Raw genomic sequence first — 23,815 nt, forward strand, 5'->3', positions numbered from 1 at the left:
GGTCGCGCTTGCGGCCAGGCGGGACGCGTGCCGCATTCACTCGGCCGCACTCCCCCACAGCCCCCACGGCCCGCACCGCCGCACTACCGGCCGGCCGCACTGCCCTCGACCACGAACGGCCCGGGGCCTACGCCCCGGGCCGTTCGCTTCGTCCAGCGACCTCCGTGCCGCCCCAACAGGCGATGGAGTTCGCGTCGTCTCGCCTTACCGCACGTCAGCGCGTCGGTCAGTCCCGAACGCTTCAGTCAGCGCGTCGTTCAGCGCCTCGGTCGGCGCCTCGCCTCACGCTCAGCAGCGATTCACAGTGCTCACTTCGACCTATTCGCCTCGGGAATCGCCTCGTCGTGATCGGGTCGGTTCCGCTTGGACGTCACGGTCGAGGTCTTGCCCCGGCCTTTTCCCGGGCCGTCCCCGGCGTGCTTCTCCTTCGCCGTGGCGGTGAAGCCGTCCTTGACGGTGCCGTTGCTGTTGCCCGTCGCTTTGCCGTTGTCGGCGTCGGCTTCAGCGGCCTCGACGGTGTCGGAGGAGGGGGCCGAGGTGGGGCCGGCGGGTACGGCGGGGCCACCCGCGGGGGTGGGGGTGGGCGGCATCGAGCGGGCCTTGATGAGGCTGGCCACGGTCGCGACCGCGAGGACGACGACGATGACAATCAACGACAGGTTCGTCGAGATGTCGGGCACCCAGGTGATGTGCTCGCCACCGTTGAGGAACGGCAGGTTGTTCTCGTGCAGCGCGTGGAACAGCAGCTTCACACCGATGAAGCCCAGCACCGCGGCCAGACCCAGCGACAGGTACACCAGCTTGTCCAGTAGCCCGCCGAGCAGGAAGTACAGCTGCCGCAGACCCATCAGGGCGAACACGTTGGCGGTGAACACCAGGTACGGCTCCTGCGTCAGCCCGAAGATCGCCGGGATCGAGTCGACCGCGAACATGAGGTCGGTCGTACCGATCGCGATCATCACGATCAGCATCGGGGTGACGTACTTGCGCCCGTTGATGCGGGTCGTCATGCGGGAGCCGTCGTAGTCCTTCGACACCGGCAGGGCTTTGCGCGCCCACCGGATCATCAGGTTCTCCTTGACGTCCTCGTCCTCGTCCTTGCTGCGGACGAGCTGGATCGCCGTGTAGATCAGGAACAGGCCGAACAGGTAGAAGACCCAGACGAAGCGGCTGACCATGGTCGCGCCGACGGCGATGAACGCGCCGCGCATGATGAGGGCCAGGATGATCCCGATCATCAGCACTTTCTGCTGATAGATCCTGGGCACGGCGAACCGCCCCATGATGATCACGAAGACGAACAGGTTGTCGATCGACAGGCTGTACTCGGTGACCCAACCGGACACGAACTCCGTCGCGTACCTGGCGCCCGAGGTTGCATAGATGCCGACCGCGAAGGCGCCGGCCAGGGCGACATAGAAGCCGACCCACAGGCCGGACTCACGGATCGAAGGTTCATGAGGACGTCTGCCGATGATCGCCAGATCGAAGATCAACAGCAGGGCGAGGCCACACAGAGTGGCCACCCAGACCCAGGCTGGGATGTTCACGTTAAATAGCCTTCCGGTTCAACACGAAAAGGTGTGCCCGGAAGGTCTCTCCCATCTCATCGCGACTGGCGTGTCGCGCAGGGACCGGCGATGCCGGGGGCACGCCCGTTTACCAGGGTCGAGCCACCGTGTTGACGACAGTCGCCGCGGGGGATACTCCCCTCCCGCTCGCACTATTGTGGCGTACGGCTGTGCGGATGTCAGCACCGGATGCGTCCTTGCTCATTAATTGTGAGGGGACTCGCTTCGGCCCGCAAGCCAACTGTCAAACTCCCGCCATGGTACTTGAAGTCGCGATATTCGATATCGTCCCAGGCCGCGAGGCCGCCTTCACCGACGCCTACCGGAACGTTCGACACCTCGTCGAGGCCACCGAGGGCTGCCGGTCCGTCCGCATGACGCGCGGCGTGGAGTCTCCCGCGCGCTTCGTCCTGCTCATCGAGTGGGACTCCGTCGAGGCCCACGAGGTCGGTTTCCGGGCCTCCGACCGCTTCCCGAAGTGGCGGGCGGCGATCGGCGAGTTCTTCGCCTCCCCGCCGGTCGTCGAGCACTTCTCCGACGTGTGACCGACGCGGCGGGCCGTGACGAAGGTCATGGCCCGCCGCCTACTCGGCGCGGGATCCGGCGATCAGATCCAGCAGGCCCGGGAAGCGGGCCTCCAGATCGTCGACGCGCACGTGACTGCGCCTTTCGAGCCCGTACTGGCGCTGCCTGATCACCCCCGCCTCGCGCAGCGCGCGGAAGTGGTGGGTCAGGGTCGACTTGGGACGCCCCAGGCCGAACCAGCCGCAGGTGTGGTCGAAGTCCCGCGACTCCAGCAGCAGGCGGCGCACGATGCCGAGTCTCAGCGGGTCGCCGAGCACCGCGAACACCTTCTCAAGCCGCAGATCCCCGGCCGCCGGTTCCGGCAGCGGCGCGGGAGCGTCGGCGGGCACTTCGGCGAAAGCCGTCTTCCAGGACATCGAGCCTCCTTGTACGAGTTCCATCGTACAAGGTGCTAGGTTCGACCGCGCTCGTACAAGTACGAGTCAAGTCGTACAAGCTCTTCGAGGAGTTCCGATGCGCCACCATCCCCCGCACACCGGCCGCGCGGCCCTCTGGATCGCCGCCTGGCCGATCTTGGCGGTCTTCGTGCTCTCCAACGCCGCCACGCCCCTCTACGGCCTCTGGCAGCGCGAGATCGGCTTCAGCACCGGCACCCTCACGGTGGTATTCGCCTGCTACATCGCCGGCCTGCTCGGATCGCTGCTGTTCGCCGGCGCCCTCTCCGACCGCATCGGCCGCAAGCACGTTCTGCTGCCGGCGCTGGCACTGGCCGCGTTGGCCTCCGTCCTGTTCGCCTTCGCCGACTCCGTCCCGGAACTGGCCGCCGCCCGCCTCCTCACCGGCGTCACCGTCGGCGCGACGGTCTCGGCCGGCATGGCCGCCGTCGCCGACGTGGCCGGACCGGCCCGCAAGGCCCAGGGCTCCCTGCTCGCCTCGACGGCGATGGTGCTCGGCGCGGGCCTCGGTCCCCTGCTCGCCGGCGCGGTCTCGGAGACACTGCCGGGTCCGACGAGCGCCGTGTTCGTGATCGAACTGGTCCTGCTGACCCTCGCCTTCGCCGTCGTCGCGCGCCTCCCCTTGCCCACGCGGACCTCCCCGACCGGCCCGCGCCTGCGTCTCCCCTCGGTGCCCGCCGCGTCACACGGCCGCCTCGCCGCCGGGATCGCGGTCTTCGCGCCCGGCATCACCGCCACGTCCTTCGTGCTCTCGCTGGGCCCGACACTGCTCGGCGAGCTGCTGGGCGCGACGAGCCGAACGGCCGCCGGGGCCATGGCCTTCGCCATGTTCGCCGCGGCGACCGGCGTCCAGTTCGCCGTCCGGGGCCTGTCCGTACGCCGGATCCTGATCACCGGCGCCCTCGCCACCGTCGCGTCGATGGCGGCTCTGGCCATCGCCGTCGGCACGTCCTCGGCGGCGGCCCTCGTCCTCGCCGCCCTTCTCGCCGGCGGCGGACAGGGACTCGGGCAACTCGGTGGACTGACGCTGCTGGCGACGAACGTGCCCGGCGAGCGCCTCGCCGGCGCCAACGCCGCCCTCAACGGCGGCGGCTATCTCCTCGCCGGCTCGCTTCCCGTCGCCGCCGGTTACCTCAGCGCGGCGGTGGGCCTGACGGCCGGTGCGACGGTGTTCGCCGCGGTCCTGGCCGGCTTGGCTCTCCTCGGCCTCCTCGTCATCGGCAAAGGAGCGACGGCCGGCTCCCCGCGGGGAGCCGGCCGTCCGGTCGATCGTGGGCAGCCGGAAGCCGCCGGGGTGGGCCGCTAGACGCCGGCCTCCTCCATCTGCCGCAGCTCGCGCTTGAGCTCGTGGACCTCGTCGCGGATGCGGGCGGCCAGCTCGAACTGCAGCTCGCGCGCCGCCGAGAGCATCTGCTCGTTCATGTCGGAGATCAGCGAGGCGAGTTCGGCGCGGGCCATGCCCGGCTTCGCGCCGCTGACCGAGCTGGTCTTGCGGCTGCGGGTCCCGCTCTCCGGCGACTTCCCGCGACTGCGCTGACGGCCCGAACCGCCGACCAGGGTCGAGGAGTCCTCCGCCTCGGCGTAGATGTCGGTGAGCAGGTCGTCGATCTTCTTGCGCAGCGGCTGCGGGTCGAGACCGCGCTCCTTGTTGTAGGCGACCTGCTTCTCGCGGCGCCGGTCGGTCTCCTCGATGGCGTGCTTCATCGACTTGGTGATCGTCTCGGCGTACATGATGACCTGGCCGGAGACGTTTCGCGCCGCGCGGCCGATCGTCTGGATCAGGGAGGTCTCCGAACGCAGGAAGCCCTCCTTGTCGGCGTCGAGGATCGCCACCAGCGACACCTCCGGGAGGTCGAGGCCCTCGCGGAGGAGGTTGATGCCGACCAGGACGTCGTACTCGCCGGCGCGCAGCTCGCGCAGGAGCTCGACGCGGCGCAGGGTGTCGACCTCCGAGTGGAGGTAGCGCACGCGGATGTCGTGGTCGAGGAAGTAGTCGGTGAGGTCCTCGGCCATCTTCTTGGTCAGGGTCGTCACCAGGACGCGCTCGTCGCGGTCCGTGCGGGTCCTGATCTCCTCCATCAGGTCGTCGATCTGGCCCTTCGTCGGGCGCACGACGACCTGCGGATCCACCAGCCCGGTCGGCCGGATCACCTGCTCGACGAACTCGCCGCCGGTCTGCTCCAGCTCCCAGTTGCCCGGTGTCGCCGACAGGTACACCGACTGGCCGACGCGCTCGCGGAACTCGTCGAAGCGCAGCGGCCGGTTGTCCAGCGCGCTGGGCAGCCGGAAGCCGTGCTCGACGAGGTTGCGCTTGCGGGAGGCGTCGCCCTCGTACATGCCGCCGATCTGCGGGACCGTCACGTGCGACTCGTCGATGACGGTGATGAAGTCCTCGGGGAAGTAGTCGAGCAGGCAGTGCGGCGGGGTGCCGCCCTCTCGCCCGTCGATGTGCCGGGAGTAGTTCTCGATGCCCGAGCAGGATCCGATCTGCCGCATCATCTCGATGTCGTAGGTGGTGCGCATGCGCAGCCGCTGCGCCTCCAGGAGCTTGCCCTGCCGCTCCAGTTCCGCCAGGCGCTCGGCGAGCTCGGCCTCGATGGTGCCGATGGCCTTCTCCATGCGCTCGGGGCTGGTCACGTAGTGGCTGCCGGGGAAGATCAGGACCCGGTCGGTCTCACGCACGACCTCGCCGGTGAGCGGGTGGAGGTAGTAGAGCTTGTCGACCTCGTCGCCGAACATCTCGATCCGGATCGCCAGCTCCTCGTAGGCCGGGATGATCTCGATCGTGTCGCCGCGGACCCGGAAGGTGCCGCGGGTGAAGGCGGTGTCGTTGCGGTTGTACTGCATCTCCACCAGGCGCCGCAGCAGCGTGTTGCGGTCGTGCTCCTCGCCGACGGCGATGTTCTGCGAGCCCAGCAGGTACTCCACCGGAGTGGCCAGGCCGTAGATGGCCGAGACGCTGGCCACGACGATGACGTCGCGCCTGGTCAGCAGGGAGTGGGTCGCGGAGTGGCGCAGCCGCTCGACCTCCTCGTTGAGGGAGGAGTCCTTCTCGATGAAGGTGTCGGTCTGCGGGATGTAGGCCTCGGGCTGGTAGTAGTCGTAGTAGGAGACGTAGTACTCCACCGCGTTGTTGGGCAGCAGCTCCCGGAACTCCTTGGCCAGCTGCGCCGCGAGGGTCTTGTTCGGCGCCATCACCAGCGCCGGGCGCTGGAGGCGCTCGATCAGCCACGCCGTGGTGGCGCTCTTGCCCGTACCGGTGGCACCGAGCAGCACGACGTGCTCCTCGCCGGCTTCGACGCGCTTGGCGAGATCCTCGATCGCCGCGGGCTGGTCTCCCGAGGGCGTGTAGTCGCTGACGACGGTGAACGTGCCCGACGCACGCGGAATCTCGATGGCCATGCCGACAAAACTACGCCCGAGGTACGACACTGTCCGCGGCTCCGGCACCGAGACGGTGACCGGTGGGGCGCGACATCCGGTTCGGCGGCCCGCGAAGTGCGCGAGATCACCGTGCCGGCCGTGGGGCGCCGCCGGACACCGCACCTCACCCGGATCCGTGTGCGCGCAGTCACTTTCGGCGAGCTGGGTCGTTGGGCAGTGGGTGGGGATGAAACGGCAGACAGCTAAGAAACCGGCGCCCAGGACGAAGACGAAGAAGGCGGCGTCGTCGCATCCGCTCGGCCGCAAGGTCGCGGTGTGGATCGGGGCGGGAGCCTTGGTGCTCGGCGCGTTCAGCTGGGCGGGCGTCGGGTGCCTCAACAAGGGCTCGGAGGTCTCGCGGTCGGTCACGGCCGAGGAGGCCGGGCGGCTGGCGGGCATGCGCGCGCACAACCTGGCCCTCGGCACGGTCGCGCTCCTGGCGAGGATGCCCGAGGAGCTGGGCGAGACCGAGGTGTCCGGCTGGGTGGACTGGACCCAGCCGCTGCTCTACGCGGCCATCAAACCGTCGGCCCAGCCGACCTACACGGGCCTCGTCCAGGCGGTTCCGGGCCTGGTCGCGACGCGTCCCGGCGACATGGCGGCCGACCCGGAGAAACTGCCGGCCGACAACTGGAGCGTCCGGCGCACGGCCGGCGCGGCGCCCGCGGGCGAGGACCCCGACCCGCTGGGCCGGGCCCTGGACATCGTCATGTCCGCCGTCATGGTGCTCGGCTCGAACGGTCCCGACGACGTCGGGGCCTTCCAGGAGCGCGCGGTCTGGCTCGATGAGGGCACCATCGACGGCGTCGCCGTCGACGTGTTCCGGGCACCGCTGGTCGTCGGGCAGGCCCCTGACCCGGCCGAGTCCGCCGAGGCCTCGGCCCCGCCGCCCGCAAGCACGCCGGAGGCGGTCTTCCACGTCGACCACGCCGGTCAGCTGCGGCGGGTGCAGATCAATCCCGGCGGGCACGGCCTGGCCACCGTCGACCTGCTGGTCGAGCAGCGGCCGGACCCGGAGGACGCGCGGATCCCGGCGATCGACCTGCTCGGCGGTCCGCCCGTGACTCCGCGAAAGGTGACCGACGCCGAGGCCCAGGTCCTGGCCGGTCTGCGCAACGGCAACGCCGACACGGTCTCGGCGGTGAGGCTGACCCTCCCGGTCGGCGACGGCGAGCTTCTCAACGCGACCGGCTGGGTGGACTGGCGGCAGCCGCTCGCCTACCTGACGATCGACAATCCCGGCACCGACTCCGACGGCCAGATGTTCGTCCTGCCCGGCGGCATCGCCTGGCGGGCGCTTCCGGTCGAGGGCAAGGCGAAGAAGCCCTCGATGCCGGCGGCGGCCGACGGGTGGCAGACGCAGCAGTGGGGGGCGCGCATCGACGAGGAGGGCGGTGCGAGCGATCTGGACCTGCTGATGTTCAAGCTGCTCACCCTGGCCGCGGGCGGGCCCGACGACCTGGGGTCGATCAAGGAGACCGCGAGCTGGCTGCGCGAGTCGCGGCTGGGCAAGACGCACGCGACGACCTTCGAGATCCCGATGGCCGGCGACCAGACCGCACCGTCCGGCCAGGCGCCCTACCGGTACTGGCTCGACTCCGACGAGCGCCTGCGCCGCGTCGAGATGCGCACCCAGCAGCTCGGACTCGGGCGCGCCGACCTGACGCCGGTCTCGGATGTGCCGTGGATCGCCGTTCCGCCCGGCGCGCTGGCCGGCCTGACCTGAGCAAGGTTCGCCGGAACATCGACGCGAGGTGATCGGCTCGCTCGCCTGCCGTGGGACCACGGCAGGCGAGCGGGCCGTCGACGAGCTGAAGCCGAGCGCCGCCCATGTCCGCGGCGGTCCGACCGGGCTCAGCGTGGCGCGCGGGCGGGCTCCCAGTTCGTCCGCCGCGCCCAGTCCTCCAGGCGGGGCCAGATCTCGGTGAACCACGGCTCCTTCGCCTCGGCGTACTCGGTCGCCGTGGCCCCCGTCGCCGCCAGGCCCTTCTTGATGGCCTGGTAGCCGGCGCGGGCCTCGTCGTCGGCGCGGAGCCAGTCGCGGAACATCAGCGCGTACCGCCATCCAGGGCTTCCCTCGACGCGGACGTGCACGTGGGTGATGTCGGCCGGGTCGGTGCCGCCGAAGAGCCGCTTGGCCCAGTCGACGGGGTCGGGCGCGAAGGGCTTCGGCGTGTCACCGGTGATGTGCGGCACGACCACGAACCCGGCGGCGGCCATGGCGGGCCTGAGCGCGTCGACCGCGGTGAGATCGGCGACGGCGATCTGGATGTCGATGACGTCCTTGGCGGCCAGCCCGGGCACCGAGGTCGAGCCGGTGTGCTCGACCGCCAGCGCGACGTCGCCCAGGGCGTGGCGGATCCGCCCGGCGATCCGCTCGAAGCGCGCGGGCCAGGCGGGGTCGTAGTCGCCCATCCGCAGTTCCTCCGGGCGCTGCGCCCGGACGCCTTCGCGCACGTTGCGCTCGTACGGGACGAGGCGATCGCGCCAGAGGACGTCGACCGCGGCGTGCAGCGAGTCGAGGCCGCCGGAGTTGTCGAGCACGACGTCGGCGACGCGGCGGCGGGCGGTGTCGTCGAGCTGGGCGGCGATGCGGCCGCGCGCCTCGGCCTCGGACATACCGCGTTCGGCGAGGCGTTCGATGCGGGTCTCGACCGGCGTCTCGACGACGATGACCAGGTGAAAGGTCGGGGCGAGACCGACCTCGGCGAGCAGCGGGACGTCGTTGACGACGAGCGCGTCGGCGGGTGCCGCGTCGAACAACTCGGCGGCGCGGTGCCGAACACGCGGATGGATGATCCCTTCGAGGACCCGGCGGGCGGCGTCGTCACCGAAGACGCGGCCGGCGAGGGCGGCGCGGTCGAGTTCGCCGCCCGGTGTGAGGACCTCGGCGCCGAAGGCGTCGCGGATCGCGGCCAGGCCTTCGGTGCCGGGGGCGACGACCTCGCGAGCGAGGACGTCGGAGTCGATGACGATCGCGCCGAGCGACGCCAGATGCGTCGCGACCGCGCTCTTACCGGAGCCGATACCGCCGGTCAGTCCTATTCTCAGCACTCGGCGAGACTACCCGCCGGTCGGCCCCGCGACGCGCGGGTGCACGAGCCGGCGGCATGAGAAAAGGCCCGCCCGGTCGCCCGGGCGGGCCTTTTTCTGGCTAGAGCCGTCGGCTACTTACCGCCGGCCAGCTTCTCGCGGAGAGCGGCGAGCGCCTCGTCGGTGGCGAGGGTGCCCGAGGGCTCCTCGGCCGCCGAGGGGGCCTTTCCGCCGCCGCCACCGGTCGACGCCTTCTTCGGCGCGGCGGCACCTTCGGCGCCCTCGACCGGAGCCGGGGCGTCCTTGATGACCGTCTCGGCGATCTGCTTGGCGTGGGCCTCCCAGCGGGTGCGGGCCTCGGCGTACTGCCGCTCCCACTCCTCGCGCGCGGTGTCGAAACCGTCGAGCCACTCACCGGTCTCGGAGTCGAAGCCCTCCGGGTAGATGTAGTTGCCCTGGTCGTCGTACTGCGCGGCCATGCCGTACAGGGTCGGGTCGAACTGCTCCTCGTTCTCGACGAAGGCCTCGTTGGCCTGCTTCAGCGAGAGCGAGATGCGGCGACGCTCAAGGTCGATGTCGATGACCTTGACCATGACCTCGGAGCCCACGTTCACGACCTGCTCGGGCACCTCGACGTGGCGCTCGGCGAGCTCGGAGATGTGGACCAGACCCTCGATGCCGTCCTCGACGCGGACGAAGGCACCGAACGGAACCAGCTTCGTCACGCGGCCCGGGACGATCTGACCGATCGCGTGGGTGCGGGCGAACTGGCGCCACGGGTCTTCCTGCGTGGCCTTGAGCGACAGCGACACGCGCTCGCGCTCCAGGTCGACGTCGAGAACCTCGACCTCGACCTCCTTGCCGACCTCGACGACCTCGCTGGGGTGGTCGATGTGCTTCCACGACAGCTCGGAGACGTGCACGAGGCCGTCCACTCCGCCAAGGTCGACGAAGGCGCCGAAGTTGACGATCGAGGACACGACGCCCTTGCGGACCTGGCCCTTCGCGAGCTTGTTGAGGAACTCGGTCCGGACCTCGGACTGGGTCTGCTCGAGCCACGCACGGCGGGACAGGACCACGTTGTTGCGGTTCTTGTCCAGCTCGATGATCTTGGCTTCGAGCTCGCGCCCGACGTACGGCTGGAGGTCGCGCACGCGACGCATTTCCACCAGGGAGGCAGGCAGGAAGCCACGGAGACCGATGTCGAGGATGAGGCCGCCCTTGACCACCTCGATGACGGAGCCGCGCACGACGCCGTCCTCTTCCTTGATCTTCTCGATGGTTCCCCAAGCGCGCTCGTACTGCGCGCGCTTCTTCGAGAGGATCAGCCGGCCTTCCTTGTCCTCCTTCTGGAGCACCAGGGCCTCGATGTGATCACCGACGGCGACGACCTCAGCCGGATCCACGTCGTGCTTGATCGACAACTCGCGCGAGGGGATGACACCCTCGGTCTTGTAGCCGATGTCGAGCAGGACCTCGTCCCGATCGACCTTGACGACGGTGCCTTCGACAATGTCGCCGTCGTTGAAGTACTTGATGGTCTCGTCGATCGCCGCGAGGAATTCTTCCTCGGTGGTGATGTCGTCGACCGCGCCGCTCTCAGCGGCGGTGCTCGAGGTGGCCTCGATGCTGCTCGTCATTAGGGCAGGTGCTCCGGATACTGGTGGAAAACAAGTCGTGCTCGTGCGCGAGAACCCTTCGCCGTGCGGCCGGTGCCCCCAGTCCGTCCCCTCGATGGATTTCTTCGGGGATGAAGATGTAAGGCGCTGGTGACGGCGACGCTGACCTGCTCCATGCCGAGGTAGCGGATTAGTCGACGCGTCGACCAGCCTACCGTGCTCATTACCATATGGTCCAACCGCACCCCGTCAGGCGGTCAGTGGGCCGCCGAGTCCCAGTCGGCGCCCACGCCGACCGACACGTCGAGCGGTACGGAGAGTTCGCAGGCAGCGGCCATCTCCTTGCGCACCAGGGCCTCGAGTCGATCTCGCTCGCCGGGTGCGACCTCGAGCACAAGTTCGTCGTGGACCTGGAGCAGGACCCGCGACGTGAGCCCGGCCTCGCCGATGGCGCGGTCGACGGAGAGCATGGCGATCTTCATGACGTCGGCGGCCGAGCCCTGGATGGGCGCGTTGAGCGCGGCGCGCTCGGCCATCTCGCGCAGCTGGCGGTTGTCGCTGGTCAGCTCGGGGAGGTAGCGGCGGCGCCCGAAGATCGTCTCGGTGTAGCCCTCGCGGCGGGCGATCTCGACGACCGAGCGGAGGTAGTCGCGGACCCCGCCGAAGCGCTCGAAGTACTCCTCCATGAGCCCGCGGGCCTCTTCGGCGGAGATGCCCAGCTGCTGGGACAGACCGTAGGACGACAGTCCGTAGGCCAGGCCGTAGGACATCGCCTTGATCTTGCGGCGCATCTCGGCGTCGACGTCGGCCGGGGCGACCTCGAAGACGCGCGAGGCGACGGTGGTGTGCAGGTCCTCGCCGGAGGCGAAGGCGCCGATGAGGCCCTCGTCGGCCGACAGGTGGGCCATGATCCGCATCTCGATCTGGCTGTAGTCGGCCGTCATCAGCTCCTGGTGACCGGAGCCGACGACGAAGGCGCGGCGGATGAGGCGGCCCTCGTCGGTGCGGATCGGGATGTTCTGCAGGTTCGGGTCGGTCGACGACAGGCGCCCGGTCGCTGCGACGGTCTGCTGGAAGGTCGTGTGGATGCGGCCGTCGTCGGCGACGGCCGCGAGCAGCCCGGCGACGGTGGTCTTGAGCTTGTCGACCTCGCGGTAGCGCAGGAGGTGCAGCAGGACCGGGTGCTCGGTCTTGATGTGCAGCTGACGCAGGGCCTCGGCGTCGGTGGTGTAGCCGGTCTTGGTGCGCTTGGTCTTGGGCAGGCCGAGCTTGTCGAACAAGATCGCCTGGAGCTGCTTGGGCGAGCGAAGGCTGAACTGCTCGCCGATGACCTCGATGGCGGCCTGCTCGGAGGCGCGGGCGTCGGCGGCGAAGCGGGAGTCGAGTTCGTCGAGGTAGCCGGTGTCGGCGGCGATCCCGGCCCGCTCCATCTCGGCCAGGACCTGCACGAGAGGCAGTTCGATCTCGGCGAGCAGGCGGGTGCCGTTGGTGCGCTCGAGTTCGGTGTCGAGGACGCCGGCGAGGTCGAGGACGGCGCGGGCGCGGCGGATGAGGGCCTGCTCGGCGGCGTCGGCGGGGCCTTCGTCGAGCATCGCGTCGAGGGTGGGCTGGGCGCTCTCCTCGGCGGCGGCGTCGAGTTCGCGGCGCAGGTAGCGCTGGGAGAGCTCTTCGAGGCCGTAGTTGCGGCGGTCCGGGCGGACGAGATAGGCGGCCAGCGCCGTGTCGGCGTCGAGGTTCTCGACCTTCCAGCCGCGGGCCGCGGCGGCCAGCAGGAAGGGCTTGGCGTCGTGGACGATCTTGGGCATGGCGGGGTCGGCGAGCCAGGCGGCGACGGCCTGCTCGTCGTCCGGGTCGAGGGCGGTGGGGTCCCACCAGGCGGCGGTCTCACCGGTGGCGACCGCCATGGAGGCGAGGTCCCCGGTGCCGCGGCCGAAGGTTCCGGTGACGGCGAGCGCGGCGCGCTGTCCGGCGACGGCGTGCTCGGCGAGCCAGGCGGCGACCTGTCCGGTGGACAGGACGGTGCCGGTGATCTGCTCGACGGGTTCGGCGGCGGCGCGTTCGGCCATCTCGCCGACGGCCTTGTCGGGGAGGGTCTGGGCGATGCGGTCGCCGAGGACGCGGAACTCGAGGTTGTCGAAGAGTTCGGAGACCTGGGCGCGGTCCCAGCCGTGCCATTCGAGCTCGGCCGGCGCGGCCTCGAGCTCGACGTCGGTGAGCAGGCGGTTGACCTGGGCGTTGCGCAGGACGTCGCCGAGGTGGGCGCGGAGGTTCTCGCCGGCCTTGCCCTTGATGGTGTCGACCTCGGCGACGATGCCGTCGAGGTCGCCGTAGGTGGTGATCCACTTCGCGGCGGTCTTGGGGCCGACGCCGGGCACGCCGGGGAGGTTGTCGCTCTTCTCGCCGACGAGCGCGGCGAGGTCGCGGTAGCGCACGGGGGTGACGCCGTACTTCTCCTCGACGGCGGAGGGGGTCATGCGGGCGAGGTCGGAGACGCCCTTCTTGGGATAGAGGAGCGTGACGTCCTCGGTGACGAGCTGGAGCGCGTCGCGGTCGCCGGAGCAGATGAGGGTGCGGTATCCGACCTCGGTGGCCTGCGAGGCGAGGGTGGCGATGATGTCGTCGGCCTCGAAGCCCTCCTTGCGCAGGGCGGTGATCCCCATGGCCTGGAGGACGTCGCCGATCAGCTCGACCTGGCCCTTGAAGCTGGTCGGGGTGGCCGAGCGGCCGTCCTTGTACTCGGGGTACATCGCGGTGCGGAAGGAAACGCGGGACACGTCGAAGGCGACCGCCACATGGGTGGGCTGCTCGTCGCGCAGCAGGTTGATCAGCATCGAGGTGAAGCCGTACACCGCGTTGGTGGTCTGTCCCGTGGAGGTGGCGAAGTTCTCCTCGGGCAGCGCATGGAACGCGCGGTACGCAAGGGAATGTCCGTCCAGCAGGAGCAGCCGAGGTTTCTTGTCCGTCACAGCTGAAGAGCCTAGTGGGCGGGTGTGACGGTTTCGCCGATGGCGTCGGTGTGGGCGCCGGACACCCGCGGTGACATATCCCCGACACCCCCTTCCCCTTGTACTCCCCTACCGATAGTCTGTGTTTCCTATTGGACTAGTAGGAAACCATGCCGGGGGGTCGTTGTGCCGAGCCTGATCGTGCTGGCCCTCATCGGGGTGGCCGCCCAACTCGTCGACGGCGGCCTCGGGATGGGCTACGGCGTCTTCAGCTCCACCATGCTCGTCATCGCCGGACTCAGCCCGGCGGTCGCCTCGGCCAGCGTGCACCTCGCCGAGATCGGGACGAGCCTGGCCTCGGGCGTGGCCCACTGGAGGTTCCGCAACGTCGACTGGCGCATCGCCGTGCGCATCGGCCTGCCGGGCGCCGTCGGCGCCTTCGCGGGCGCGACGCTGCTGTCGAACCTTCCCGGCGACGTGGCCAAACCGTGGATGTCGGCGATCCTGCTCATCCTCGGCGTGGCGATCCTGGTCCGTTTCGCCGGCGGGCGGCGGCGTGCGCAGACGTCGCAAGCCCCGCTGCGGACGCGGTTCCTGGCGCCCCTGGGCCTCTTCGCGGGCGCCGTGGACGCCACCGGTGGCGGCGGCTGGGGCCCCGTCGCCACTCCCGCGCTGATCGCCACCGACCGTCTCGAACCGGCCAAGGCCGTCGGCACGGTCAACACCGCCGAGTTCGCCGTCGCGGTGGCCGCGAGCCTCGGTTTCCTCCTCCACCTCGACGGGGGCGTCGACTGGAAGATCGTCGGCGCGCTCCTCGTCGGCGGCGCCGTCGCCGCTCCGGTCGCGGCCTGGCTGGTGCGCATGATGCCGGCCCACTACCTCGGTCTGGGCGTCGGCGGGCTCATCATCGCCACGAACGCCCGCACGATCCTGGTGGCGGCGGGCGCTCCCGACCTCCTGCGCTACGCCGCCTACAGCCTCATCGTCGCCGCGTGGGCGGCGGTGCTCACGTACGCCGTCCGCGCCCGGCGCCTGTCGAGAGTCACCGTCTGACGCGGCCTGAAGCCGGGCCCGGTCCGCGACGCCTGTCTCCCGCCGCGGCCCGGGCCCTAACTTCTCGCACGCACGCGAACGGCCGCCCCATCGAGGGGCGGCCGTTCGACGCGCTTCCACCGGGCTAGACCGCGACCTCGGCCTGCCACATCCAGTACTGCTTCTCCAGCAGCTGGGTGATGCCGATCAGGATGTCCTGGGTGACCGGGTCCGGGTCGGCCGTGGCGTCGATGCGCTCGCGCATGCGGCCGATCACCTTGCCGTAGGCGTCGATGAAGAACTCGATCACCTTCTTGTCGGTCAGCTGGCCCGAGTCCACCGCCAGGACCGTCGCCGACGCGATGCTCGACGCGCGCGCGTCGGGAGCGATCCCGATCGCGACGGCGCGCTCGGCGACCGTGTCGGAGGCCAGTCGCGCCGCGTCCACGATCTCGTCGAGCTGGAGATGCAGCGACCGGAAGTTGCGTCCATAGACGTTCCAGTGCGCCTGCTTGCCCACCAGCGACAGGTCGACCAGATCCACCAGGGCGCCCTGCAGCGCCTCGCCGGTGACCTTGCGAGCCTCATCGGACAACGGGGACTTGATAGTCGACATGTGTGCTCCGCCCTTCGTCTTTGATTACCCCACCCGCAACGCTAGTCACTCCCGATCTCTCGCCCGGGAGGGTTCGAGAGATCCACCACGTTGTTACCCGCCCCTGACAGATGTCATGCGCGGATCGTGACGCACGGCATCGGCGTCCAGACCGCCTCCGGCCGATCGTTGGGGCATGACCAAGACCGCACAACCCACCCCCGACGGAGCGGCCGTCCGCCTCACCGGACTGCGCAAGTCCTTCGGCGAGGTCCACGCCGTCGCGGGCGTCGACCTGCACATCGCGCCCGGCGAGGTCGTCGCCCTCCTCGGCCCCAACGGCGCCGGCAAGTCCACCACGGTCGACATGCTCCTCGGCCTGACCGCCCCCGACGGAGGGAGCGCGCAGATCTTCGGCCGAGCCCCGCGCAAGGCCATCGCCGACGGCCTCGTCGGCGCGATGCTCCAGGACGCCGCCCTCCTTGAGGACGTCACCGTCGCCGAGTCGGTCACCCTCGTCGCCGCGCTCCACCGCGACCCCATGCCCGTCGCCGACGCGCTCGCCGCCGCGGGCGTCGCCGACCTCGCCGGACGGCGCTGCGCGAAACTGTCAGGCGGCCAGAGGCAGCGCACCCGCTTCGCCATGGCACTGGTCTGCGACCCCGACCTCCTCGTCCTCGACGAGCCGACGGTCGCCATGGACGTCGAGACCCGCCGCGACTTCTGGCGGACCATGCACAAGACCGGCCGCACCGTCCTGTTCGCCACCCACTACCTCGACGAGGCCGAGCAGTTCGCCGACCGCGTCGTCCTCATGCGCGAGGGCCGCGTCATCGCCGACGGCTCCGTCGCCGACATCCGCGCGCACGTGACCGGCCGGCGCGTCACCGCCCTCGTCGACCGCCCCGACACCGCCCGGCTCGGCGCGCTCCCCGGCGTCACCGACGTCGCCGTCCGAGGCGAGCAGGTCACCCTCACCTGCGCCGACAGCGACCAGGCGCTGCGCGCCCTGCTGGCCACCGAGCCGAGCAGCCGCGACATCGAGATCACCGCCATGAGCCTCGAGGACGCCTTCCTGGCCCTCACCACCGAAGGAGCAGCCCGATGAACGCCCGCTACCTCGCGCTCGAATGCCGCCGGATCATCCGCTCGGGCCGCTTCCTCATCTTCAGCATGGTGATGCCCTCGGTGCTGTTCTTGATCCTCGTCGGCATGTACGGAGGCGACGACGCCGCCTACGACGACGGCAGCCCCGTCGCCGCGGCGATGATGGTCAGCATGGGCGCCTTCGGGGCCATGTCGGCGGCCCTGTCGACCGGTGCCCGCGTCGCCGTCGAACGCGGCGGCGGCTGGCAGCGGCAACTGCGCCTCACACCACTGAGCCCCGCCGGCTACCTCTACACCAAACTGGTCGTCGCGATGCTCGTCGCGATCCCGTCGATCGCCCTGGTCAGCGTCCTGGGCGCCACCGTCGAGGGCGTCAGCCTCTCCGCGAGCGGCTGGATCATCGCCACCGCCGGCCTGTGGCTCGGCGCCCTCCCCTTCGCCGCCCTCGGCCTCCTCATCGGCCTGAGCATCCCCGCCGACAGCCTCCCCTCGGTCATGGGCCTGTCCTCGATGCTCCTCGGACTGCTCGGCGGCATGTGGATCCCGGCGCAGATCGCCCCCGACTGGCTGTCGGCGATCATGAAGGCCACCCCCAGCTACTGGTTCACCCAGCTCGGCCAGTCCGCGCTCTACGACGACTCCCACGTCCTCACCGCGATCGCCGTCCTGGCCGCCTACACCCTCGTCGCCGGCCTCATCAGCGCGCGGCGGTTCGTCGCCGGCGCCCAGCGTGCATAGTTGTCAACCGTGAACGCCGACGAAACCGCTCCCACCCGGCCCGGAAAGGCCGGGTGGGTCCGGCGCGTACGCGGCTTCCGCGCCGCCGGAGTCGCCATCAGCGCCTTCTTCACCGTCTACCTCGTGCAACTGGCGTCCACCGCGCTGGAGGACAACCCCCACCACGCGCCCCCGTGGCTCATCATCGCCCTCTACGCGGTGTTCGCCGTCGTCTTCGTCGCGCTCCCGGCCTTCTCCCACCGCAGCTCCGGACCGGCCCGCGTCGCGGCCTTCGCCGCCCTGTTCGGCCTCGCCTCGATCCTGGTGTTCATCGGCGGCATCGGCACGATCTTCCTGTTCATCTACCCCATCAACCAGGTCGCCTTCGCCGCGCCCTTCCGCGTGGCGGCCGTCGTCGACGCCGCCGTCCTGCTCGCCCTGGGCGTAGTGACGCTCCGCCTCGAAGACCCCGACACCGCCTGGGGGCAGCTGCTCCTCTTCGGGTCCCTGGCCATCGTCACGCTCCTCATGGGCCGGCTCATCGACGCCAACCGCAAACTGCTGCGGGCGCAGGACGAGGTCGCCGAACTCGCCATGCGCGACGAACGCAACCGCATCGCCCGCGACCTCCACGACATCCTCGGGCACACCCTCACCACCATCACCGTCAAGGCCGCGCTCGCCCGCAGGCTCCTCGAGTCGTCGGCCCCCGACGGCGCCGAGCGCGCCGGGGCCGAGATCGGCGACGTCGAGCAGCTCGCCCGCCAGACCCTCGGCGAGGTCCGCGCGACCGTCTCCGGCTACCGCGAGACCAGCCTCGCCGGCGAGCTGGCGGCCGTGCGGACCGCGCTGAGCGCCGCCGACATCTCGCCCGACCTGCCCAGCGCCGTCGACGAGATCGACGAGCCGCAGCGGACGGCCTTCGCCTACGCCCTGCGCGAAGGCGTCACCAACGTCATCCGCCACTCCGGCGCCGAGCGCTGCACCGTCCGGATCTCGCCGTCCGCCCTGGAGATCCACGACAACGGCACCGGCGGCCACGCCCCGCCCGGCAACGGTCTCAGCGGCCTGCGCGAGCGCCTGTCCCCCATCGGCGCCGTGCTCTCGGCCGGTCCCGCTCCCGACGGCGGATACACCCTCACCGTGAGGATGGAGAAATGATCAGGGTCCTCATCGCCGACGACCAGGCCCTCGTGCGGGGCGCCCTGGCCGCCATGCTCGGTCTGGAAGGCGACATCGAGGTCGTGGCGCAGGCCGCCGACGGGGACGCCGCCGTCGAGGCCGTCGCGGCGCACGCGCCCGACGTCGCCCTCATCGACGTGCAGATGCCGGGCACCGACGGGCTCACCGCCGCCGCCCGCATCGGCCGCGAGCATCCCGCCTGCCGGGTCATCATCTGCACGACCTTCGGCCGTCCGGGCTACCTCGCCCGCGCGATGGCCGCCGGCGCGCACGGCTTCATCGTCAAGGACGCGCCGCCCGAGCAGCTCGCCGACGCCGTCCGGCGGGTCGCGTCGGGTCTGCGGGTGGTGGACCCGACGCTGGCCGCCGAGTCACTGTCGTACGGCTCGTCCCCGCTGACCGAGCGGGAGCGCAGCGTGCTGCGCGCCGCCGCCGAGGGCGGGACGATCCGCGACATCGCCCGCGCGCTGCACCTGAGCGAGGGGACGGTCCGCAACCACCTGTCCTCGGCGATCGGGAAGACCGGGGCGCGGACGCGGGCCGAGGCGGCGAGGATCGCCGACGACAAGGGATGGCTGTGAGCGTGCCCTAGGGCGTGTCCGGTGGATCACTGCAGGGCTGCGGCCCACAAGACCCACAAGACAAGCCCTAGCCCCGCCCGACCGCCGCCCGCACGTCGGCGACCAGCTTCCCGGCGGCGTCGACCGTCGCCGAGATCTCCGCACCGGTGGTGCCGACCTCACCGAGCAGCCGCCCGACGCGCTCCGCGAAGCCGTCGACGACGCCGAGCGCGTCGGCGGCGGCGACCATGCCCTTCTCGTTGATCAGCCAGCGGCCGGCGTGCGCGTGGACGGCGTGGCAGAGGACCCCGACGGCTCGGAACAGGCAACCGGCCGTGTAGGCGGGGTCGACGCCCTTGGCGCCGTAGCCGGCGCCCCCGGTGATGAAGTCCGCCTCCCACAGGCCGTCCAGGAGCGCCTCGCGCAGTGCCTGCGGATAGTCATCGGCGGCCTCGCGGAGCTGGGCGAGCTCACCGGAGGGGTCGGCGAGCACCTTGCAGAGGGCGGCCTCGCCGGCGTAGGTGTGGGAGTAGAACCCCAGCGGGTGTCCGGGCTGCACGGCGACCTCGTAGCGGCCTTCGCGGCAGTCGTTCCAGACGCGCTCGACGCGTTCGAGGTCGCGGTAGATCCAGTCGACGCGCCATTCCCCGACGGTCAGCCAGCCGCCGCCGTCGACCCAAGGGCCCCAGCCGCCGGGTTGGGTGACCTCGGTGGGCCGTCCGGAGACCTGCGCGGCGAGTTCGCGCAGGGCCGCGACGTCGAGGCCGTCTCGGTAGTAGAGGCCGATGTCGACGTCGGAGTCGGGGCGGTGGGTGCCGCGTGCCCGGCTGCCGCCGAGCGAGACGGCCCGCACGCCGCCGATCCCGGCGAGGCGTCCGGCGAGGGCCTTGAGGTCGGCGTCTTCCACAGTGGGCAGTGTGCCGGACCGGCCGATCTTGCACAAAGGATTTCACCTTCTCTTCAGCCGGAGTCAATACCGTTTCCGGCCGTGCCCCGGGCAAGCTGGGCTTCCCGCCCCTCGCCGCAGGACTGGACCCGTGTCTGCCGATCCCCTCGCCCCCGCCCCCGTACCTCCCGCCCCGCTCGCCGGCCCGGAGGCCGCGCCGCCCAGGCCCCCACGGGAGCACCGGCACGACATCGACCTCCTGCGCCTCATCTGCGCTGTCGGAGTGGTCATGGGGCACGTCGGCGGTGACTACCTGATGTCCGTCGACGTCGACCCCGGCAACGGGCCGGCCACGTACTGGACCGGCATGGTCTTCGACTCCTTCAGCCACTTCGCGGTCCCGATGTACTTCGCGATCGCCGGCTGGGCGGTATTGGTGGGCGCGCCGCCCAAGGACGGCAGGCGGCTCGCGCAGCGGCTGGTGCGCATCGTGATCCCGCTGTTCGTGTGGACCGCGATCTACCTCGCCTGGGGCAGGCTGAACGGCACGAACGGCGGCTCGGCCGGCGAGTTCGCCTGGCAGTCGCTGCTCGGCACGATCCGTCCTGCCTATCACCTCTGGTACCTCTACACGTACGTGCCCGTCGTTCTCTTCCTCGGCTTCGTCGTACTGCTGAAAGCGGGCAGGCGGCCCTGGGGCATCGCCCTGGCACTGCTCGGTTTCGCCGTCGCGGGCAAGCACACCGGAGACCTCGCCTGGTTCACCGGCTGGGAACTGCCCACCTTCGCCTGGGGCTTCGGCGTCTACCAGGTCGTGTACGCCGCAGCCGGCGCGATGGTGCTGGCACTGCACAACCGCAGGCTTCCGCGCTGGGTCTGGCCCCTGGTCGCCACCGCGGCCCTGGGCGGTGTGATGTGGTACCAGCACGCGGTGCACTACGTGATCCCGAACTCGAACCTGCTCACCGCCGGGCTGATGATCGGCGTGGCCCTCACCGTCAGCCGGGTGCGGGTGCCCGAGCGCGTCCGGCCGCTCCTGAGCAGTCTCGGCGCCGCGGCCCTCGGCGCGTACATGATCCACGTGCTCGTGCTGCGCTCGCTCAGCGACCTGGTGGCCCACCCGGGCCACGGCTGGCTCGCCGCGATCGGCGTGGCGGTGGCCCTGACCGTCGTGACGCTCGCGATCTCCTTCGGCGCGAGTCTGCTGTGGGGAAGGCTGAGGCTGCGCCGGCTGCTCGGGTAGTCACCCGCCGGCGCGACGGCGCAGCCTGCGCAAGACGCGGCTGCGCTCATGGTTCATGTCGAGGAGGGTCCGCTCCAGGATGTCCTGCGGCATCCGGCCCAGCGCCTCGGCGGCCATGACCTTGAGCCGGCGCCTCGCCTGGGCCTCGTAGCGCCCGGCGGTCATCACGTGGAAGGCGATCATCGCGCAGTAGGTGCGGACGGCCTTGGGAAGGAAGCGGTCGGCCTCGGCGTCGGCGGCGACCATCTCCAGGAGCGCGTCGTGCGCCGGGAGGAAGTCGAGCTGCCGGACGTCGCCGATCTGCGTCAGCGAGGTCGTCACGCCCCGGCGGTAGAAGATCCCCAGCAGTCCGGCGACCGCGAAGGACTTCGCCGTCAGGTGCAGCCGCCAGGTGAACAGCCGGTCCTCGGCCGTCCGCAGGTTCTCGTCGAAGCGCATCCGGCCGCCTTCGAACAGCTCCCGCCGGTAGATCGCCGCCCACACGAAGGGGTAGTCGACCATCGTCTCGGAGTCCGTCGGAGTGATCACGTCGCGCGGGTTCAGGACCGACCGGCGCGGAGCCCCTGGGGCGCGCACGGCCGTACGCTCGACCCCCGAGACGCGGACGTGGTCGGTCCGCACGAAGTCGCAGCCGAGCTCCTCGATCGCGCCGACCAAGTCGCCGAGATAGCCGGGCCGGTACCAGTCGTCGCCGTCGAGGAAGGTGATGAACTCGCCCGCGGCGGCGTCGATGCCGCTGTTTCGGGCCGCGGCGATCCCCTTGTTCTGGGGATGTCTGATCACCGTGGTGTCGTGGCGGTCCTTCGCCCAGGCGTCCAGGATCCGGCCCGTGCCGTCGGTCGCCTGGTCGTCGACGAGGATGAACTCCGTCGACGGCGACGCGTTGCGCGCCAGGCTCCCCAAGGTGTCCGCGGCGAACTCGCGGACGTTGTAGAACGGGACGATCACGGACAGCTTGGTCACTTGGGTTCTCCAGTGGCGGTGGTCGGCGGAACGGTCGCCAGGCCGTGCCGGGCTTTGGCGGAGCCGGTCACCTCGGCGAGGAACCGGGCGGCGTGGTCGCCGGCGGTGGCCGTGAGCCAGTCGGGGCCGATCTCGCGGATCATCACCCGCACACCGGTTCCGGCGAGGATCAGCGGCAGGGTGTGCACCATCGTCGACGGGAAGCTGATGATCGTTCGCGCGGTCGGACCGGTCCGGGCGTGCAGTTCGAGCGGGAGTTCGGGGTGGACGACCTCGACGCCGGTGGCCTCGACGAGCGCGGCCAGCTTGGCCGGACTCTCACGCCGGTGGGCGAGGTAGCGGGTCACGCCGTGCTCGGCGACGAGTCCGGCGACGCCTTCGAGGTAGGCGGCCCGCGACACCACGCCGGTCTCGACGAGCGAGGTGCCCAGGAGGTCGACGGTGTCGATGATCTCGGGTGGGCCGAAGCGTGAGACGGCCCAGCCGTAGTGGTTGACGGTGACGCGCATCCACGGCGGCGCCTGCACGTCGAGCGAGGTGTAGACCTCCAGTCCGCCGGCCTCGCCGCGCGCGGCGAGCCACCGGGTCGCGCGCTGGGCGCGACCCGGTGGCTTCAGCGTGCTGTGCCAGCGGACGAGCGGCCGCCGCCCGGCGAGCCGGGCGACGAACTCGATGGTGGCCGTGCCGTCGTCGACGACCACGACCCGCCGGGCCCGCGTCAGCGGCAGCAGCGACTGCGCGAGCTGGGAGAACGGGTCGCCGAGGACCAGCGTGGCGGCGCGACACACCCGCGCCGACAGCACCGCTCCGCAGCGCGCCAGTTCCCGCATCCCGTCCCGGGGCGAGTACAGCGACACCGTCGGGCCTTCGGCCCGCGCCAGCGCCGCCATCGCCCGCAGCTGCTCGCGCGCGGCGGCGGCGCGCGGCAGGATCACCGCGGCCGTCACCTCGCGCGGGTCGGCCGATCCGTCCGAGTGGATCCACTCCAGCAGGTTCAGGATCTGCGCCGGACTCTCCAGCAGCGCGAGCGTACGGGTCATGCCGGTTGCTGCTCCAGGTTCTCGGCGAGGCTGCCCTGGACACGGCGCAGCTTCTTCATGGCGGCCTTCTCGCCCTCGTAGACCTGCTTGACGCCGTCGCCGAGGGACGCCTCGACGGTGCGGATGTCGCGCACGAGACGCTGAAGGCCCTGCGGCTCGACCGAGGCGGCCTGGTCGGAGCCCCACATCGCGCGGTCGAGGGTGATGTGGCGTTCGACGAACACCGCGCCGAGCGCGACGGCCGCGACGGTCGTCTGGAGACCCGTCTCGTGCCCGGAGTAGCCGATCGGGACGTTGGGGTACTCGCGCTCCAGCGTGCCGAGCATCCGCAGGTTCAGCTCGTTGGTGGGTGCCGGGTAAGTGCTGGTGGTGTGGCAGAGCAGGACGCGGTCACTGCCGAGGACCTCCACGGCGTGCCGGATCTGCTGCGGTGTCGACATCCCGGTCGAGGCGATGATCGTCCGGCCGGTCTCGCGCAGGCGGCGCAGCAGCTCGTCGTCGGTGAGGCAGGCCGAGGCGACCTTGTGCGCCGGGAGGTCGTACTGCTCCAGGAAGTCGACGCTGGGAACGTCCCACGGCGAGGCGAACCAGTCGATGCCGCGCTTGCGGCAGTGCTGGTCGATCGCGTGGTAGTCGTCGGCGTCGAACTCGACCTTGTGCCGGTAGTCCAGGTAGGTCATCCGGCCCCAGGGCGTGTCCCGCTCGATGTCCCACTGGTCGCGCGGGACGCAGATCTCGGGGGTGCGCTTTTGGAACTTGACGGCGTCGCAACCCGCGGCGGCGGCGGCGTCGATGAGGGCGAACGCGTTGTGCAGGTCGCCGTTGTGGTTGATGCCGATCTCGCCGGTGACGTAAACGGGGCGGCCGGGGCCGACCTCGCGGTCACCGAGCTGACGCATGCGAACGGTGGTCATATCGC

Annotated in this window: 19 protein-coding genes and 1 pseudogene; 9 read left to right on the top strand and 11 right to left on the bottom strand. The window is 70.8% G+C overall.

Annotated elements, in window-relative coordinates:
- Positions 1–596 precede the first annotated feature (596 nt).
- Positions 597–1,550 (bottom strand): annotated as a pseudogene (locus AB0I28_RS18125) (TerC family protein); the annotation flags it as partial.
- A 278-nt stretch (positions 1,551–1,828) separates the two neighbouring features.
- On the opposite strand from AB0I28_RS18125, the gene AB0I28_RS18130 reads away from it, so the two are divergent.
- Complete coding sequence (locus AB0I28_RS18130; protein WP_357494580.1) at positions 1,829–2,116, top strand: antibiotic biosynthesis monooxygenase; 288 nt, start codon at positions 1,829–1,831, stop codon at positions 2,114–2,116.
- A gap of 39 nt (positions 2,117–2,155) precedes the next feature.
- Here AB0I28_RS18130 and AB0I28_RS18135 read toward each other — a convergent pair whose 3' ends face one another.
- Positions 2,156–2,512 carry an ArsR family transcriptional regulator gene (locus AB0I28_RS18135; protein WP_357494582.1) on the bottom strand — a complete coding sequence of 119 codons (357 nt, stop codon included), beginning with the start codon at positions 2,510–2,512 and terminating at the stop codon, positions 2,156–2,158.
- A 97-nt stretch (positions 2,513–2,609) separates the two neighbouring features.
- On the opposite strand from AB0I28_RS18135, the gene AB0I28_RS18140 reads away from it, so the two are divergent.
- Positions 2,610–3,857, top strand: coding sequence for an MFS transporter (locus AB0I28_RS18140; RefSeq protein ID WP_357494584.1), 1,248 nt, complete (start codon positions 2,610–2,612; stop codon positions 3,855–3,857).
- On the opposite strand, the gene uvrB is transcribed toward AB0I28_RS18140, so the two are convergent.
- The gene (gene uvrB, locus AB0I28_RS18145; protein ID WP_357494586.1) at positions 3,854–5,953 is read right to left on the bottom strand and encodes an excinuclease ABC subunit UvrB; all 2,100 of its coding nucleotides are present in this window, start codon (positions 5,951–5,953) and stop codon (positions 3,854–3,856) included. The two genes, AB0I28_RS18140 and uvrB, sit on opposite strands and share 4 nt — an antisense overlap.
- A 208-nt stretch (positions 5,954–6,161) precedes the next feature.
- Here uvrB and AB0I28_RS18150 point away from each other — a divergent pair, with 208 nt between their 5' ends.
- On the top strand, positions 6,162–7,700 hold the full coding sequence (locus AB0I28_RS18150; protein WP_357494588.1) for a hypothetical protein: 1,539 nt from the start codon (positions 6,162–6,164) through the stop codon (positions 7,698–7,700).
- Between the two features lie 128 nt (positions 7,701–7,828).
- On the opposite strand, the gene coaE is transcribed toward AB0I28_RS18150, so the two are convergent.
- The 3 genes from coaE to polA form a co-directional block, all read right to left on the bottom strand.
- Positions 7,829–9,028, bottom strand: coding sequence for a dephospho-CoA kinase (gene coaE / locus AB0I28_RS18155; RefSeq protein WP_357494590.1), 1,200 nt, complete (start codon positions 9,026–9,028; stop codon positions 7,829–7,831).
- A gap of 113 nt (positions 9,029–9,141) precedes the next feature.
- Positions 9,142–10,647 carry a 30S ribosomal protein S1 gene (rpsA, locus tag AB0I28_RS18160; RefSeq protein WP_357494592.1) on the bottom strand — a complete coding sequence of 502 codons (1,506 nt, stop codon included), beginning with the start codon at positions 10,645–10,647 and terminating at the stop codon, positions 9,142–9,144.
- 236 nt (positions 10,648–10,883) lie between these two features.
- The gene (polA, locus tag AB0I28_RS18165) at positions 10,884–13,592 is read right to left on the bottom strand and encodes a DNA polymerase I (RefSeq protein ID WP_357494594.1); all 2,709 of its coding nucleotides are present in this window, start codon (positions 13,590–13,592) and stop codon (positions 10,884–10,886) included.
- Between the two features lie 165 nt (positions 13,593–13,757).
- Here polA and AB0I28_RS18170 point away from each other — a divergent pair, with 165 nt between their 5' ends.
- Entirely contained in the window at positions 13,758–14,624 is an 867-nt protein-coding gene (locus tag AB0I28_RS18170; RefSeq protein WP_357494595.1) for a sulfite exporter TauE/SafE family protein, read from the top strand.
- A 124-nt stretch (positions 14,625–14,748) separates the two neighbouring features.
- On the opposite strand, the gene AB0I28_RS18175 is transcribed toward AB0I28_RS18170, so the two are convergent.
- The gene (locus AB0I28_RS18175; RefSeq protein WP_357494597.1) at positions 14,749–15,219 is read right to left on the bottom strand and encodes a DNA starvation/stationary phase protection protein; all 471 of its coding nucleotides are present in this window, start codon (positions 15,217–15,219) and stop codon (positions 14,749–14,751) included.
- A gap of 175 nt (positions 15,220–15,394) precedes the next feature.
- On the opposite strand from AB0I28_RS18175, the gene AB0I28_RS18180 reads away from it, so the two are divergent.
- From AB0I28_RS18180 to AB0I28_RS18195, 4 genes are read left to right on the top strand one after another with little or no spacing between them, the layout of a single operon-like run.
- Positions 15,395–16,306 (top strand): ABC transporter ATP-binding protein, encoded by a 912-nt coding sequence (locus tag AB0I28_RS18180; protein WP_357494599.1) that lies wholly within the window; start codon positions 15,395–15,397, stop codon positions 16,304–16,306.
- The gene (locus AB0I28_RS18185; protein WP_357494601.1) at positions 16,303–17,043 is read left to right on the top strand and encodes an ABC transporter permease; all 741 of its coding nucleotides are present in this window, start codon (positions 16,303–16,305) and stop codon (positions 17,041–17,043) included. The genes AB0I28_RS18180 and AB0I28_RS18185 overlap by 4 nt, the downstream gene beginning before the upstream one ends.
- A 9-nt stretch (positions 17,044–17,052) precedes the next feature.
- The gene (locus AB0I28_RS18190) at positions 17,053–18,183 is read left to right on the top strand and encodes a sensor histidine kinase (RefSeq protein ID WP_357494603.1); all 1,131 of its coding nucleotides are present in this window, start codon (positions 17,053–17,055) and stop codon (positions 18,181–18,183) included.
- Complete coding sequence (locus AB0I28_RS18195) at positions 18,180–18,785, top strand: response regulator transcription factor (RefSeq protein WP_357494605.1); 606 nt, start codon at positions 18,180–18,182, stop codon at positions 18,783–18,785. The genes AB0I28_RS18190 and AB0I28_RS18195 overlap by 4 nt, the downstream gene beginning before the upstream one ends.
- Positions 18,786–18,852: 67 nt before the next feature.
- Here AB0I28_RS18195 and AB0I28_RS18200 read toward each other — a convergent pair whose 3' ends face one another.
- The gene (locus tag AB0I28_RS18200; RefSeq protein ID WP_357494606.1) at positions 18,853–19,671 is read right to left on the bottom strand and encodes a nucleotidyltransferase domain-containing protein; all 819 of its coding nucleotides are present in this window, start codon (positions 19,669–19,671) and stop codon (positions 18,853–18,855) included.
- A gap of 130 nt (positions 19,672–19,801) precedes the next feature.
- Between AB0I28_RS18200 and AB0I28_RS18205 the strand changes: the two genes are divergently transcribed.
- Entirely contained in the window at positions 19,802–20,893 is a 1,092-nt protein-coding gene (locus tag AB0I28_RS18205) for an acyltransferase family protein (RefSeq protein ID WP_357494608.1), read from the top strand.
- Here AB0I28_RS18205 and AB0I28_RS18210 read toward each other — a convergent pair whose 3' ends face one another.
- From AB0I28_RS18210 to AB0I28_RS18220, 3 genes are read right to left on the bottom strand one after another with little or no spacing between them, the layout of a single operon-like run.
- The gene (locus tag AB0I28_RS18210) at positions 20,894–21,856 is read right to left on the bottom strand and encodes a glycosyltransferase family 2 protein (protein ID WP_357494610.1); all 963 of its coding nucleotides are present in this window, start codon (positions 21,854–21,856) and stop codon (positions 20,894–20,896) included.
- A complete protein-coding gene (locus AB0I28_RS18215) occupies positions 21,853–22,896 on the bottom strand; it encodes a hypothetical protein (protein WP_357494612.1) in 1,044 nt (347 codons plus the stop codon). The genes AB0I28_RS18210 and AB0I28_RS18215 overlap by 4 nt, the downstream gene beginning before the upstream one ends.
- The gene (locus AB0I28_RS18220; protein WP_357494614.1) at positions 22,893–23,810 is read right to left on the bottom strand and encodes an N-acetylneuraminate synthase family protein; all 918 of its coding nucleotides are present in this window, start codon (positions 23,808–23,810) and stop codon (positions 22,893–22,895) included. Before AB0I28_RS18220 ends, AB0I28_RS18215 begins: the two co-directional genes overlap by 4 nt.
- Positions 23,811–23,815: the final 5 nt, after the last annotated feature.

The sequence above is a fragment of the Phytomonospora sp. NPDC050363 genome (genome assembly GCF_040655735.1).
Taxonomy (GTDB): Bacteria; Actinomycetota; Actinomycetes; order Mycobacteriales; family Micromonosporaceae; genus Phytomonospora.